This is a genomic window from Acidobacteriota bacterium, from assembly GCA_016716435.1.
Lineage (GTDB): Bacteria > Acidobacteriota > Blastocatellia > Pyrinomonadales > Pyrinomonadaceae > OLB17.
Window position 1 is genome coordinate 1,049,337 of sequence record JADJWI010000008.1, and the last position, 13,251, is coordinate 1,062,587.

Annotated in this window: 16 protein-coding genes; 9 read left to right on the forward strand and 7 right to left on the reverse strand. The window is 53.4% G+C overall.

The window, feature by feature from the left end:
• Positions 1-23 precede the first annotated feature (23 nt).
• The 8 genes from raiA to IPM21_16745 are packed head-to-tail and all read left to right on the forward strand — an operon-like array spanning position 24 to position 5,445.
• Entirely contained in the window at positions 24-554 is a 531-nt protein-coding gene (gene raiA / locus IPM21_16710) for a ribosome-associated translation inhibitor RaiA (protein ID MBK9165515.1), read from the forward strand.
• A 54-nt stretch (positions 555-608) separates the two neighbouring features.
• Complete coding sequence (gene hprK, locus IPM21_16715; protein ID MBK9165516.1) at positions 609-1,526, forward strand: HPr(Ser) kinase/phosphatase; 918 nt, start codon at positions 609-611, stop codon at positions 1,524-1,526.
• Between the two features lie 10 nt (positions 1,527-1,536).
• On the forward strand, positions 1,537-2,433 hold the full coding sequence (rapZ, locus tag IPM21_16720) for an RNase adapter RapZ (protein MBK9165517.1): 897 nt from the start codon (positions 1,537-1,539) through the stop codon (positions 2,431-2,433).
• Positions 2,434-2,438: 5 nt separating this feature from the next.
• Entirely contained in the window at positions 2,439-2,861 is a 423-nt protein-coding gene (locus IPM21_16725; protein MBK9165518.1) for a PTS sugar transporter subunit IIA, read from the forward strand.
• Positions 2,854-3,126, forward strand: coding sequence for an HPr family phosphocarrier protein (locus IPM21_16730; GenBank protein ID MBK9165519.1), 273 nt, complete (start codon positions 2,854-2,856; stop codon positions 3,124-3,126). The genes IPM21_16725 and IPM21_16730 overlap by 8 nt, the downstream gene beginning before the upstream one ends.
• Positions 3,127-3,142: 16 nt before the next feature.
• The gene (rocF, locus tag IPM21_16735; GenBank protein MBK9165520.1) at positions 3,143-4,087 is read left to right on the forward strand and encodes an arginase; all 945 of its coding nucleotides are present in this window, start codon (positions 3,143-3,145) and stop codon (positions 4,085-4,087) included.
• A 13-nt stretch (positions 4,088-4,100) separates the two neighbouring features.
• Complete coding sequence (locus IPM21_16740; protein ID MBK9165521.1) at positions 4,101-5,213, forward strand: D-alanine--D-alanine ligase; 1,113 nt, start codon at positions 4,101-4,103, stop codon at positions 5,211-5,213.
• Between the two features lie 22 nt (positions 5,214-5,235).
• Positions 5,236-5,445 (forward strand): dodecin domain-containing protein, encoded by a 210-nt coding sequence (locus IPM21_16745; GenBank protein MBK9165522.1) that lies wholly within the window; start codon positions 5,236-5,238, stop codon positions 5,443-5,445.
• A gap of 3 nt (positions 5,446-5,448) precedes the next feature.
• Here IPM21_16745 and IPM21_16750 read toward each other — a convergent pair whose 3' ends face one another.
• From IPM21_16750 to IPM21_16780, 7 genes are all read right to left on the reverse strand, one after another.
• Entirely contained in the window at positions 5,449-6,351 is a 903-nt protein-coding gene (locus IPM21_16750) for a VWA domain-containing protein (protein ID MBK9165523.1), read from the reverse strand.
• Between the two features lie 9 nt (positions 6,352-6,360).
• Positions 6,361-6,897, reverse strand: a complete 537-nt coding sequence (locus IPM21_16755) for a hypothetical protein (protein ID MBK9165524.1) — start codon at positions 6,895-6,897, stop codon at positions 6,361-6,363.
• A gap of 9 nt (positions 6,898-6,906) precedes the next feature.
• A complete protein-coding gene (locus tag IPM21_16760) occupies positions 6,907-7,536 on the reverse strand; it encodes a hypothetical protein (protein MBK9165525.1) in 630 nt (209 codons plus the stop codon).
• 59 nt (positions 7,537-7,595) lie between these two features.
• On the reverse strand, positions 7,596-8,603 hold the full coding sequence (locus tag IPM21_16765; GenBank protein ID MBK9165526.1) for an NAD-dependent epimerase/dehydratase family protein: 1,008 nt from the start codon (positions 8,601-8,603) through the stop codon (positions 7,596-7,598).
• Between the two features lie 19 nt (positions 8,604-8,622).
• Complete coding sequence (locus tag IPM21_16770) at positions 8,623-9,360, reverse strand: NTP transferase domain-containing protein (GenBank protein MBK9165527.1); 738 nt, start codon at positions 9,358-9,360, stop codon at positions 8,623-8,625.
• Between the two features lie 3 nt (positions 9,361-9,363).
• Positions 9,364-10,116 carry a glycosyltransferase family 2 protein gene (locus IPM21_16775; protein ID MBK9165528.1) on the reverse strand — a complete coding sequence of 251 codons (753 nt, stop codon included), beginning with the start codon at positions 10,114-10,116 and terminating at the stop codon, positions 9,364-9,366.
• Positions 10,117-10,196: 80 nt separating this feature from the next.
• The gene (locus IPM21_16780) at positions 10,197-12,020 is read right to left on the reverse strand and encodes a TolC family protein (protein MBK9165529.1); all 1,824 of its coding nucleotides are present in this window, start codon (positions 12,018-12,020) and stop codon (positions 10,197-10,199) included.
• Between the two features lie 208 nt (positions 12,021-12,228).
• Here IPM21_16780 and gap point away from each other — a divergent pair, with 208 nt between their 5' ends.
• The gene (gap, locus tag IPM21_16785; protein MBK9165530.1) at positions 12,229-13,236 is read left to right on the forward strand and encodes a type I glyceraldehyde-3-phosphate dehydrogenase; all 1,008 of its coding nucleotides are present in this window, start codon (positions 12,229-12,231) and stop codon (positions 13,234-13,236) included.
• Positions 13,237-13,251: the final 15 nt, after the last annotated feature.

A 13,251-nucleotide genomic window follows, 5' to 3' on the forward strand; every position in this document is an offset into this window, starting at 1 on the left:
ATATAGAGGTAGGTTTCAAAACCATGAAAGTTGAATACACAGGAAGACACATTGAGGTAACCCCGGCTCTGAAGCAACATGTAAAAGAGCATTTCGATCGCATAGATCATCTCTTTCAGGGAAAGCCCGCAAAGGCCCAGGTGATCATAGAGGTTGAGAGAGGAAGGCACCGCTCGGAGATCATCGTCAAATGGCGAAATGATGTTCTGACCGCCACGACCGCGAACTCGGACATGTACAAGTCGCTTTCGCAATCGATCGACAAGATCGAGAAGCAAGCCCTGAAGCTTAAGAACAAGGTCATCGACAAAGCGCACAAGGCAACCAAGGCCGGCGTTATCGCGAACAAGGCGGTCGAGGTTCGCCCCGGGCCCGGTGCTCCGCGGATCATTAGGTCGCGTCGTTATGCCGTTAAGCCGATGTCGCCCGAAGAAGCCGTTCTGTTGGTTGCGGAATCAGATAACGACTTTATCGTATTTCGTAACTCGGAGACTGAACGTATTTCTGTCGTGTATTCGCGCAAAGATGGAAATTTCGGGCTCATCGAACCCTGATCTATGCTTAGCGAGAGCAAAGCGAAAACCAGAGCTATCTCCATCGCGGAATTTATGAGATCCGCTCCGGCGGAGCTTGATCTCGAGCTTGTCGCCGGCGGCGAAGGGCAAGAGAAGCACGAACTTCGTTCGGAGCGGATCCAGAAGCTTGGGCTCGCCCTTGCTGGCTATTCGGAGTATCTGCACTACGGCAGACTTCAAATGATCGGTACTAGCGAGACGGCCTTTCTTGATGGCTTCTCGCCAGAGAAGCGTGCCGATGCAGTCGCTTCGCTACCTTTTGAAAAGATCGCATGTATTCTGGTCACCAAGGGCCTTGAGCCGATGAGCGAGGTCCTTGCCTTTGCTGAGCGAAACGCGATCCCGCTGCTTCGCAGTGATGCGGTCAGCTCTCGGGCCATTGCACTCATCACCTCGTTTCTTCAGGAACGCTTGGCGCCTGAGACGACCATACATGGCGTACTTGTGGAGATGCACGGCTTCGGCGTGTTGATCCGAGGGGAATCGGGTATCGGGAAATCGGAATGCGCTCTTGACCTGGTGGCCCGGGGGCATCGCCTGATCTCCGACGATTCGGTTCGGATCAAGAATATCGGCGGCAAGTTGGTTGGGTCGTCAAGCGAAATAACCGCCGGGTTTCTTGAGATCCGCGGGCTTGGCATCATCAATGTTCGTGAGCTTTTTGGCGTAGCATCTGTCCGAACTTCGAAGTCGCTGTCCGTTTGTATTGAGTTTCGCAGATCCGACGATCAGATCGAGAGCGATCGACTTGGCCTTGAAATGGAAAGTGAAGAGATCTGCGGTGGTCGGCTGCCGAAGTTCTCATTGCCGGTGCGGCCTGGCCGAAACCTTGCCTCGTTGGTAGAGACGGCGGTCAAGGTTTATATGCTTCGGTGCGAGGGTTCGGATGCCGCAAAAGAGGTTCTCGAACGGCATGCCCGGGCAATTGCGAGTGATTCAGGTACGGAATAACCAAATCGAAGTGGCAGAATCAAAGAAAACTCTGATCGAGAGCTCATCGCTTGCGATCATCACGGGCCTCAGTGGCTCGGGGATGAGTTCGGCGATGAATGCCTTTGAGGACCTTGGATTCTTCTGTATCGACAACCTTCCGGTGACGATGATCTCGCCTTTTGTCCGCCTGATGTCGCCGAATGAAGAGGGCATTGTCCCGATTCCCAAAGCGGCCCTCGTTATCGATATTCGTGAAAGGCATTTTCTGGCGGATTTTTCAAAAGAGATCACCAAGATCAAGAAAAAAAGTATCGAACCGACGGTGATCTTCCTCGAAGCTTCGGAAGAAGTGCTAATGCGGCGTTTCTCCGAAACGCGACGGCCACACCCGGCGGAACGCGGCAAAGGGCTCCGTGATGCGATCCGTGCTGAGCGGAGGGCAATGGCGGCGGTTCGCGAAAAAGCCGACCTCATTATCGACACTTCCGAGCATTCAGTTCATACGCTTCGGCGAGAGATACTTAGGCGTTTCGGAGATGCCGGAGTCCGGCCTGAATTGTTAGTTCAGATCATGAGCTTCGGCCACAAATACGGAACGCCACGAGACGTTGACCTTCAGTTTGATGTTCGCCACCTTCCAAATCCTTATTTTGTTCCCGACCTTAGAGCGAAGACCGGAGCTGATGGAGAGGTAGTAAAGTTCCTGCGAAAACAGGCGGAAGTAAAGGAAACAATCGAGCGCTTTTCCGACCTCCTGCTTTACCTGTTACCTCAGTACCAGAGCGAGGGTAAGGCGTATCTCACGATCGCTATCGGGTGCACCGGCGGAAAGCACCGATCCGTCATGGTCGCGAACGAACTCAACCGAAAGATTGCAAAGGCAGGATTCAAAACTTCGATCTCGCACCGGGATATGCAAAAATAGCGTCTATGGCAAAGATCGGCGGTGTCATCATCTCGCATGGACAGGTAGCAAACGAGCTTCTCGCGGCGGCGGAGACGATCGTCGGCGAAACGAGCCACCTTGCCGCGGTCTCAATCGGCTGGCACGACGACGTGGAACTGGCGAAGAAGGAGATCGAGCGGGCGATCGAACAAGTGTCTTCCGGCCGCGGAGTGATCATCTTGACGGATATGTTTGGTGGCACGCCGACGAATATCGCCGCGATGTTCCTCAAGGAAAACGAGGTCGAGATCGTTACCGGTGTTAACCTGCCGATGGTGGTCAAGCTGGCTGCTTATAAGGGCGAGGGAACGCTCAGCGAAGTCTCACAATTGATAGAAGAAACAGGAAAGGGAGCGATTTATCGAACGGCGGCTCTGCTCGATTCGCGTTCGGCAGATAATGGTTGAGACCAGGGTAAAGGTTGTCAATAATCTCGGTCTGCATGCCCGGGCGGCGGCTCAGCTTGTTCGGCTTGCCGGAGGTTACGAATCGACGATTAAGATCATTCGCCCTGACAAGGGCGTTTTCGCGGACGCGAAGTCGATTCTGAATTTGCTTACCCTCGCCGCTTCGATCGGAACCGAACTTCACCTTCAGGCGGACGGGCCGGACGAGGCAGAGGCGCTGGCCGCGGTCGAGAATCTATTCACTAAAGGCTTCGGCGAGTTTTGATCTGGAAAGGAGATCTGTGCAAGGAGAAAACACCAAAAAGATCGACATCTTAGGCGTACCGCTTGGATTTGGGGCAGGAAAGCCGGGAAGCGAGCTCGGAGTCGAGGCAATTCGCCGAAGTACGATACGAGGCAATACGCTTGTTCACCATCTCGAACAGCTTTGCTTTCACGTTAATGATCGAGGAAACGTTCAGCTAGTTCAGCCGCCCGATAGCAAAAGTGCATCTGGGCCAGTAAAACATCTCGCCGAAGTATCCTTGTCATCTGAGAATATTGCAGCCGGATTGATCGAATCTCTGGCCAGCGGGGCCACCCCGATCGTTCTCGGGGGCGACCACAGTATTGCCATCGGGAGCTTTTCGGGGATATCCACCCATTTCAAACAGAAAAACCAAGATATAGGACTCATTTGGTTTGACGCTCATGCTGATATTAATACCCCCGAGACCTCCGGTTCGGGCAACGTTCATGGGATGCCGCTCGCAGCCCTTCTCGGTCATGGCGCCGACGAGTTAGTTCACGTCGCATCGCCGGGAGCAAAGCTGGATGGTCGATTTCTTGCGCACATTGGAGCACGCGACGTAGACCCCGGCGAACGGGAAACGATCGAAAAACTCGGTCTTCGAGACCACTTTTTCACTATGAGCGATATCGACAAACGCGGGATGCTTGCCTGTGTCGAAGACGCGATCCGCATAGCAGGTGCAGCTTCGGGTGGCTTTGCCGTGACGTTTGATGTCGATATGATCGACCCGCGGTTCGCTCCGGGTTCGGGTACGCTTGTTCGCGGCGGAACGACCTATCGCGAAGCTCATCTTGCTCTTGAACTCATCGCCGAATCGGGCCTGATGCGATCCTTCGAGATCGTCGAGGTCAATCCGCTTCTTGACCAGAGCAATCTGACCGTAGAGCTTGCTTGTGAACTGATTCTCTCTGCTTTTGGCAAGACCATCCTTTGATAGAAACAACATTATGCGAATCCGCGTAGGAGTGATCTTTGGCGGCCGTTCCGGCGAACACGAGGTTTCGGTGCGCTCGGCTGCGGCTGTGATAGAGAACATTGATAAAGAAAAGTATGAACCAGTTCCGATTGCCATCACGCACGCCGGAGCATGGCTTAGTCCTCGAGCATCCATTGGCCTGTTGCCGGAAAGGGTGCACGACGCCTTCGCGGTGGAAGCAACTGATGGCGAATTTGCGCTGATCGGCGATACCTCGTACAACGGGCTGACGGCTCTCCATCAAGGGACGCAGAACGTAGGCATTGACGTCGCGTTTCCTGTGCTTCACGGAACGTTTGGTGAGGACGGCACCATTCAGGGCTTGCTTGAGATGGCGGGGCTTCCATATGTCGGCTGTGGCGTGCTTGCCTCATCCTGCGGAATGGATAAGGTCGTTATGAAGTCGCTCTTTCACAAGGCCGGACTTCCGCAGTGTAGGTATTCATGGCTACTCCGACGGGACTTTGAGGCAGATGCCGACTCGGTAATTGGCAGAGTGGAATCCGAGATCGGCTATCCCGCTTTCGTAAAACCCGCAAATCTTGGCTCTTCTGTTGGAGTTTCACGAGCCGAAAGCTCGGATGAGATCAGGAAAGCTATCGACGAAGCGGCAAAGTTCGACCGCAAGATCATCGTAGAAGAGGCTCTGAAAATGCGCGAGATCGAGTGCGGTGTTATCGGTAATGACATTCCAACCGCGAGCCGCCCGGGCGAATACGTCATTCGCGATAAGAGTAAGGCCTTTCTGGACTACACTGAAAAATATGCAGGAACCGGCAACAACGAGTTCGTTGTCCCTGCGGGCGTTTCCGGAGAACTTGAAGCAAAAATAATGGAGATGTCGATAGCTGCGTTCAAGGCGATCGACGGGTCGGGGCTCGCTCGGGTCGATTTCTTTCTTCGCACCGATAACGGTATGCTTTTGATCAACGAGATCAACACGATGCCGGGCCTGACGGATGCCTCGGGCTTCCCGAAGATGTGGGCCGGCAGCGGCGTTTCATTTACTGAGGTTATCGATCAGTTGATCTCGCTCGCGATCGAACGGCAGGCTGACCGTTCGCGTAACCTCACCTCGCTTTAAGCAACATTACTAGGAGGGAATTATGTCAGTAGCAAAAAATATTGAGATCATTGCGACTTCGGCCGTGAGTTTTGACGATGCCGTAAAACAGGGCGTCGAGCGGGCCGCTCGTACGATCGATCATCTCCGAAGCGCGTGGGTGAAGGAGCAAAAGGTGAGTATCGTCGATGGGAAGGTCGCCGAATATCGGGTAGCGATGATCCTGACATTTGTCCTTGCAGACGACGAATAGGCTCTATTTCACGGCGTAGTAACCGTCACGAGTGCGGATCGTGAGGTTTGGCCTTGCGATCCGCAATTCTATTGAACGCCACTTTCCGTCCTTTTTTTCGTTCAGAGGTGCGTAGCCGAGTGTGTATTGAACGCCAAGTTCAGCAACGATCGCCTCGAACGCGCTACGAAGATCAGCTCCGCCCGGCTTTTCAACGAAGGTCCCGCCCGTTTTTTCGGCAAAATCTTTGAGGACCGCACGAGCCTGTTGGCGTCCGGTCGAGGCAGATCCGCTTGGCGTCATATCAACCGTGTAGATCGCTGCATTCGCAGCAGACGCGGCCTTTAGGGCTCGAGCGGCCGAACGGCCACTCTGCGTATCCGCACCATCTGAAAGCACGATTATCGCCCGGCGTTTCTCAGGACGCTTGCTTAACTCCTCCGAAGCTTTATACACAGCATCGTAAAGAACGGTCATACCGTCGGCCTTTACATCGAAAATTCGTTCATTTACATCGCGGCTATTCGAAAAATCCTGGACCATGTGGACTCGCGAATCGAACCGATAGATCGCCACGTGATCTTCGGCCCGAATGCCATCAAGGAAGCGAATAGCCGCCGAGCGAGCGAGGCTGATGTTTGTTCCCATGCTTCCGCTGCTGTCGAGCAGAATGACGGCGGCGAACGGAGTTTCTTCGGTTGTGAAAAAGGAGATCGGCTGCTTTACGTCATCCTCAAAGATCGAGAATACATTTTGCTTTAGGCCGGAGACGTGGAGGCCGCGGCTATCGCGGATCGAAACGTTGAGGACAACAAGATCAGAGTCGATGGTGAGCGGTTCGTCTTCGTCCTGCCCAAATGCCGCTACCACGGATAATGCGGAAATAATGCAGAGCAGAATCGGAAGACGGAATACTGTGTACAGCATCGGTTGAATCTATTGGGTTATCTTCAAAAAACGCGCGAACTTAATGACCGCATTCGAGGTCTGAATAGCAGCAGCCGAAATGGTGAAACGGCTTGTCCGATTGATCTCTTTAACTAGCTTTTCGGTCGATTCCTTGAGAGCAATAAAACCTTGGCGAACATCGACCGGAGGCTTCTCTTCGGCTTCGAATCGATCAGTGCCATCGGAGTCGCCTCCAAGGTCCTTTCGTATCCTCGAGGCTAGCTTTTCGAGGCGCTCAAGCTTTTCGCGATCGGCTTTCGTTAGTCCGCCAGTTGATTCAATCGATTGGTCGAGCTCGCCGACGAGTTCCATTGCTTCCTCGCCGCGTTTAAGCATCTCCTCATGTTCCTTTCGGAGCTTTGCCGCACGCTGCTTCTGGATCATCTCGCGAATCGATGTTGAAGGCCGCGTTCTGAGGCGGTCGTCATCATTCGGAAACATCACTTCGTTGTCCGCCGATTGGCCAAAGGCACCGCTGGCAGCCGCAATGATAATTATGAAGATGGAAAGTATCAAGTATCGCATCGAAAACTACTACGGCTGATCGACCTCCTGCGAAGGATCCATGACGACTCCCGTCACCCGCTCGACCAGCTTGATGAGAAAATCTTCCTCGGCAATTCCAGAACTCTGAACCGTCACCCACTCGGTAGTGAGCCCGCGTCCCGAGCGGCCCTCGACCTTTGCATTCACAAAAACATTATTCTTGATCCCATCGATCGATTGAACCTCGATGGTCAGCGTGTATTGCCCTCGCGACCAGGCGGAATCGGCATACTCAATAATTCCGTAGCGCTTTAGCTCAGCCGATGCGATCACAGGCCCCCGGCCAAAAAGGAACGGCTGAGTTACGATTATGCCCTCGGACGGTCGGGATGAAGCCTCATCTACGATCATTTTGTTCTCGGCAAGTACCTGCTTGATGGTCTCAAGCAGAACGTCACGACGGGAATTCATCTGGTAAGGGTTTGGCAGACGCTCACGAACTCGGGTCTTGCCCTTGCCCCAATCAAATGATCTGGTAGCATCTGAGGTCCGACTCGTTGCCTTATTCGCGTCGTCGCGGATGGTTTGTGTCTGTGAATCCACGCCCTTCTGTGCCGAGACCGACGCTGAAGAAAGTGCTATGACCGAAAAGATAAAAGCTCCGCAAAAGTACCGCATAATATGTCACGAACGGTGTCTAAACTCTTACGATGCCCGATAGAACCGCTTAGTTCGCTTTAGCCCGGGCGAAGCAAGGTTAATTTCCACAATTCGAGTTTAGCACGATACCAATCGACGGTTCGAACTATTCCTTCCTCGAGAGACACCGCTGCTGACCACCCTGTGACGTCCCGCATCTTATCGCCGGAAAGATACTGGGCATCGATCTCGTTCTTGATCTTTTCCTTTAGGAGGACGTTTGGAGAGACGGTGTCTGAGGCCCCACACGCTTCGATGATCGTGCTAACCAGATCAATGATCCGGACGGGAGCATTTGTGCCGAAATTGAAGGCTTGCCCGCTCGCGGCTTCAATATTTTCTGCGAGGGCGAGGTACCCGCTAACGACATCATCAACGTAAATGAACTCGCGAACGGGCGTACCATCGCTGCGGACGATGGGGTCCTCGCCCTTCAGGACGGAAATGATCGTGCCGGGAATGATCCGCGATAGATTGAGATCCGCCGGCCCGTAGATATTTGCCGAACGCGAAACCGCGACCGGAAGGCCATAGGTCGCCGCGAACGAGGCCGAGATCATGTCCGTGCAAGCTTTTGAGACGTCATACGGATAGCGAGCGTTGAGCTTAAGGTCTTCGGTGTAGGGGAGTTCGGTTTGATCGCCATAGGCCTTATCGCTCGAAGCGACGACAACCCGCGTGACAAGCGGCGAGCGGCGGCAGGCCTCTAGCAGCATATAAGTACCACGGATGTTCGTTTCAAAGGTCGAAAGCGGCGAGCGGTTTGCCGAACCGACGATCGCTTGGGCGGCAAGATGAAAGACCGTATCGACATCATTTTCGTTGAGAACTCGTTCGATCAGGTCGTGGTCCTCGACGGAACCATCGACAAACGAAACGCTTTCGCCAATGCCGAGCGCATCAAGTGAACTCGGCGTAATATGGTCGCGGCGTAGGCAGATTACGGAAGCCCCAAGTTGCTTCAGCGTATTGACTAGATTTGCACCAACAAAGCCGGTTCCACCGGTAACGAAAACACGTCTGTCTTTCCAAAAAGAACTTTCCATCATCAAAATCGAGCCATTACTACCAGATTTTCCAAGGAGCATCCGCCACCCAAAGGGCGTTGAATTCAAGGCTGTCTTTGTAGGTGTCCATACACTTCCAAAAGCCCGTATGGCGATATGCCATCAACTCACCCTCGGCTGCGAGTGTCTCAAGAGGCCCTTCTTCGAGCACCGGATCGCCTACGAGCAGATCAAGCACTTTGCGTTCGAAAACAAAGAAACCGCCATTGATCCAGACATCAAGTTGCGGCTTTTCTCGAAATGAACTAACGGCACCGTTGCCGTCGAGTTCGACAATCCCAAATGGCGATCGCGGATGAATTGTGGTCATCGTCGCTAGCTTTCCGTGGCCTTTGTGGAACTCCAAAAGACCGCCTGTATCAACATCGGCAAGCCCGTCACCGTAGGTCACGAAAAAGCGCTCTTCGCTTCCGAGCGTATCGGCGATCTTCGCGATCCGTCCGCCGGTGTTAGTGTCTTCGCCGGTATCGTAGAGTGAAACATTCCATGTCTCAGTTCCGTCGACTGGAAAATTGACATTGCCGGCATTCCCGTCTTGAGAACCAAAATAGCTGCGGATCTTGTCGCCCAAGTGGCCGAGACAAAGCGAGAAGTCGTGAAATCCGTGAGCGGAATAGAGTCGCATCAGATGCCAAATGATTGGCCGACCACCGATCTCGACTAGAGCCTTTGGCACCGCCTTCCCGAGTTCGTTGAGCCGCGTGCCCCGGCCGCCGCATAAGATTACCGTCTTCATTAGCTATTTCTTCTGCCCGAGTTCCCAGAGCTTCGCGTATTTGAGAAAAACGCCATACGCGGTAAAAATTGCGATGATAAGCCCGCGGATGCCGTCGCGAAAGCCTTGCTTGACGATGAACGTCCGAAGAAACGCCGCGATCGTCGAAAAGAATATCGTGGTTCCGGTCGCTACTCTTCCTTGTTCGAAGAGATGCTCAGCCGCGAGCGTCGCATAACTTTCCGTTACCCGATGATGCTCGGCGAGGTCCTGCTTTGTGTAATGCAAGAGCTCGCCCTTTAGCGTCTCGACGCGACCCGGAACTTGAGCTGTTTGGTGCGGAGCAATGCCGTCCCAAAAGCTAACCGACTTTCGATAAAGCCGCATCTGGTAGTCCGGATACCAACCGGAGTGCTCTATCCATTTGCCCAGATATTCGGTCAGCCGGGCAATGCGAAAGCCGTCAGGAAGTTCTTCGTCACTCCTTGCTTTCAACGCCTCGATCTCAGCCTTCAATTCGTCCGTTACGCGTTCGTCCGCGTCAATCCAGAAGATCCAGTCGCCGCTCGCCTTCGAATCGGCAAACTCGTGTTTATCCTTGAAGCCCCGGAACTCCCGATTGAAAACGTTTTTCGTAAATTCACGGGCGATCTCCGCGGTACGATCCCCTGAATCAGAATCGACGATGACGATCTCGTCGGCCCAGGCGACCGTCTCGCAAAGGCCGCGGATGTTCTGTTCTTCGTTGAAAACGATGATACAGGCGGAGATCTTCACAGTCGTAATTGTTGCATTAGAAAGAGAAAAACGAAAGCGTGGCCGGGACCACGCTTCGTCGGTTTGGAATGTATCTTCGCTTAGTTGTCATCCGTGGGTGAGACGACTTCGATGTTGTTTGCTGTAAAGGTCGTCGAGGTTGCCTTTTGCAGATCGGCAACGGCTTTATTGTAATCGGTCTCGGCCCGGATCTCAGCATTACGAGCATTGGTCAATGCATTTTCACGCTGGAAAAGAAGAAATGTCGTTGACCGGCCTGCCTCGAAAAGACGCCGCTCGCCCTCGAGCTGAATCTCGGCATTCTCGCGAGCTCGGCGGGCGATGAGTATTCGCTGGCGGGCGATGTCAAGAGCCTGAACGGCATTACGAACCTCTACGATCACTGTCTGCTCCTGTGAGCGAAGGCGTGCGTCGAGCTGTTCACGCTCGATCTCCGAAGTGGCGAGATTAGCCTTTGCTGTTCGGTTGCCGATCGGGAACGAGATCGTGACGCCGATCGAGTAGTTAGGTGCATCGCCGCGTAATGTGTTTGCCAGCGAGCGATTGAATCCACCCGAAAGAAACGATGGGCTCGCAGGGAATGTAACCGACGGATTGGGGATCGGATCGAGGCCCGGAATCGACGCTCGTGTGCTGTTGATCGCATTCAGAAGGGCTACATCCTGAAGCGACGTAAAGAAATTCGTCGTGATCGCTTCGTTCGGCCCTCCGCGTGCAAAACCCGAAAGCGAGAAGCTGCCATTGAGATCGACCTGCGGGCGGGTTTGATTCTTGAAATATTTGCGGTCGATCGCATTTATGTCCTGGGCGAGCTTTAGCCGTTGAAGCTCGTAACGGTTCGCCATCGCGTCCCTCACTGCATCATCCATTGCCACCGGGGCAAGATCGAGCGCCGGACGGTCCGTTGGCACGATCGTCCTTGCCCATTCAGGGCCGGTCGCTTCGCGAAGTACCAACGCTTTGAGATTGTTTTCGATCGTCGATACTTGTTGAGTTGCAAGTAAGAGATCGCCTTCCCGATTGGCTAACTCAGTTTCCACCTCGGCCTTTGCTAAGGGGGCAGCAGCTCCGGCGGCAATTCTAGCCTCGACCTGGCGGAGATTTTCACGCGTCAGTTCGAGATTTGCCTGCCTGTTCTGCTGGTCGCGAAGTGCGAAAACCAGATCCCAATATGTCCGCTGAACAAGGGCGATGGTGTCTATGGTTTGCCGGCGGAAGTCTGCGTCAGATTGCTGCAACTGTCGGCGAGCAATCTTCAGATTTCGTCGATTGCCGTCAATTGAAAGGTTACGAAGCAAAGGCTGGGTTAGCCTTATGCCGTAATTGGATGAATAGATCGCACTGCTGCCGGTCGTGATCGCGCCTGAACTGACCTGTGCCTGGCTAAACGCGCTCTCGGTTCGTGAATTGTTGAGAAAGACGCTGTAGTTCGCACCGGTCATCAACTCTTGCGTGAGGCTGGAATTCACGGTGAAATCGTTTGTCGCGGTCGAGCCGGTTGTCGAATTTCGATTGTAGGTCGGCGTCGCTGAAAAGACAGGATCGTAAAAACCTCGAATACCCCGGACGCGCTGTTCGCTTATCCGCACGTCGTCGCGAACGATCGCGATGGTGTTGTTGCTTTCCAGAGCCATTCGAATTGCTTCCTGCAGCGAAAGCGAAAACGGGTCCGTTTGTTGGACGCCGGGCCGCGTAAGGTCGATTTCCGCACGCTTTGCGGCTGACTCAGCCACAACGGATGGCGTGGAATCAACTGTCTTTACCGGTACGGGATTTACCGCCGCAACCGGTTCAAGTTTTGGTTCAGCTCCGCCGGGTTCTTGTCCTGCGACATTGGTGGAGAATAATAGAAAACTCGCAGCTGATGTGAGTATGAGGGTCTTGAGTTCTTTTGATCTCGTCATTTCTTGATCGCTCCGAAACATTCGGGCGGCAAAACTTGCCCAATTGCACAAACGCTAACTACGTCCTTTTTACTTCCATTGTTTCAACAAATTGACTCGCCCGGCTTTTTCAAAAACATTAACCCGAACAGCTCGACAATTGAAAGAAGCGGCGATATCGGTTATCTTTCTCGTTTTAACTAACGATTCTGGAGAGAACGATAAAACTATGGGTATCAAAGTTGGGATCAACGGATTTGGCCGCATCGGCCGCAACGTACTGAGGACTTGTTTAGGCGACAAAGACATTGATTTTGTTGCCGTTAATGACCTTACCGATACTAAAACACTTGCCCACCTGCTCAAGTATGACTCAGTAATGGGCAATCTTGATAATGACATTAAGGCCGAAGGTGACACGATAACGGTGGACGGCGATTCGTTCAAGGTGTTTTCGGAAAAAGACCCGGCGGCTATCGACTGGGATTCGGTCGGAGCAGAGGTCATCATCGAAGCGACCGGCCGGTTTACCAAGGCCGAGGACGCCGGAAAGCACATTCGCGGATCGGTAAAGAAGGTCATAATCTCGGCACCCGCAAAGGGCGAAGACGTTACGATCGTGCTCGGTGTTAATGAAGAGATGTATGACGCTGCGAGCCACCACATCATCTCTAACGCCTCCTGCACGACCAATTGCCTTGCACCCGTCGCGCAGGTAATCCACGAAAAGTTTGGTATTAAAAATGCGCTGATGAATACGATTCACAGCTATACAAACGACCAGCAACTTCTCGATCTGCCGCACAAAGATCTCCGTCGTGCACGCGCCGCGGCGCTTTCGATGATCCCGACCTCGACGGGTGCGGCGAAGGCTGTCGCATTGGTCATTCCAGAACTGAAAGGTAAATTTGATGGGATCTCGGTCCGCGTTCCGACGCCGAACGTTTCTCTCGTAGACGTCGTGATGAACGTCGAAAAGGAAACCTCGACCGAGGAAGTTAATCAGGTGCTCAAGGACGCGGCAAATGGCGAGCTCAAAGGCATTCTCGCCTTTTCTGAGGAACCGCTCGTTTCGATCGATTTCCGCGGTAACCCGAATTCCTCGATCGTCGACGCCGAGAACACAAAGGTCATTGGCGGCACCTGCATCAAGGTACTTTCGTGGTACGACAACGAATGGGGCTATTCCTGCCGCGTTCGCGACCTGGTCAAGTACATTGCAGCAAAGGGACTCTAAGGCGTGGTTTTAGTT

Coding starts and splice junctions, on each gene's coding strand:
- raiA (MBK9165515.1), top strand. CDS start 24: ATGAAAGTTGAATACACAGGAAGACACATTGAGGTAACCCCGGCTCTG.
- hprK (MBK9165516.1), top strand. CDS start 609: ATGAGATCCGCTCCGGCGGAGCTTGATCTCGAGCTTGTCGCCGGCGGC.
- IPM21_16725 (MBK9165518.1), top strand. CDS start 2,439: ATGGCAAAGATCGGCGGTGTCATCATCTCGCATGGACAGGTAGCAAAC.
- IPM21_16730 (MBK9165519.1), top strand. CDS start 2,854: ATGGTTGAGACCAGGGTAAAGGTTGTCAATAATCTCGGTCTGCATGCC.
- IPM21_16740 (MBK9165521.1), top strand. CDS start 4,101: ATGCGAATCCGCGTAGGAGTGATCTTTGGCGGCCGTTCCGGCGAACAC.
- IPM21_16745 (MBK9165522.1), top strand. CDS start 5,236: ATGTCAGTAGCAAAAAATATTGAGATCATTGCGACTTCGGCCGTGAGT.
- IPM21_16750 (MBK9165523.1), bottom strand. CDS start 6,351: ATGCTGTACACAGTATTCCGTCTTCCGATTCTGCTCTGCATTATTTCC.
- IPM21_16755 (MBK9165524.1), bottom strand. CDS start 6,897: ATGCGATACTTGATACTTTCCATCTTCATAATTATCATTGCGGCTGCC.
- IPM21_16760 (MBK9165525.1), bottom strand. CDS start 7,536: ATGCGGTACTTTTGCGGAGCTTTTATCTTTTCGGTCATAGCACTTTCT.
- IPM21_16765 (MBK9165526.1), bottom strand. CDS start 8,603: ATGGAAAGTTCTTTTTGGAAAGACAGACGTGTTTTCGTTACCGGTGGA.
- IPM21_16770 (MBK9165527.1), bottom strand. CDS start 9,360: ATGAAGACGGTAATCTTATGCGGCGGCCGGGGCACGCGGCTCAACGAA.
- IPM21_16780 (MBK9165529.1), bottom strand. CDS start 12,020: ATGACGAGATCAAAAGAACTCAAGACCCTCATACTCACATCAGCTGCG.
- gap (MBK9165530.1), top strand. CDS start 12,229: ATGGGTATCAAAGTTGGGATCAACGGATTTGGCCGCATCGGCCGCAAC.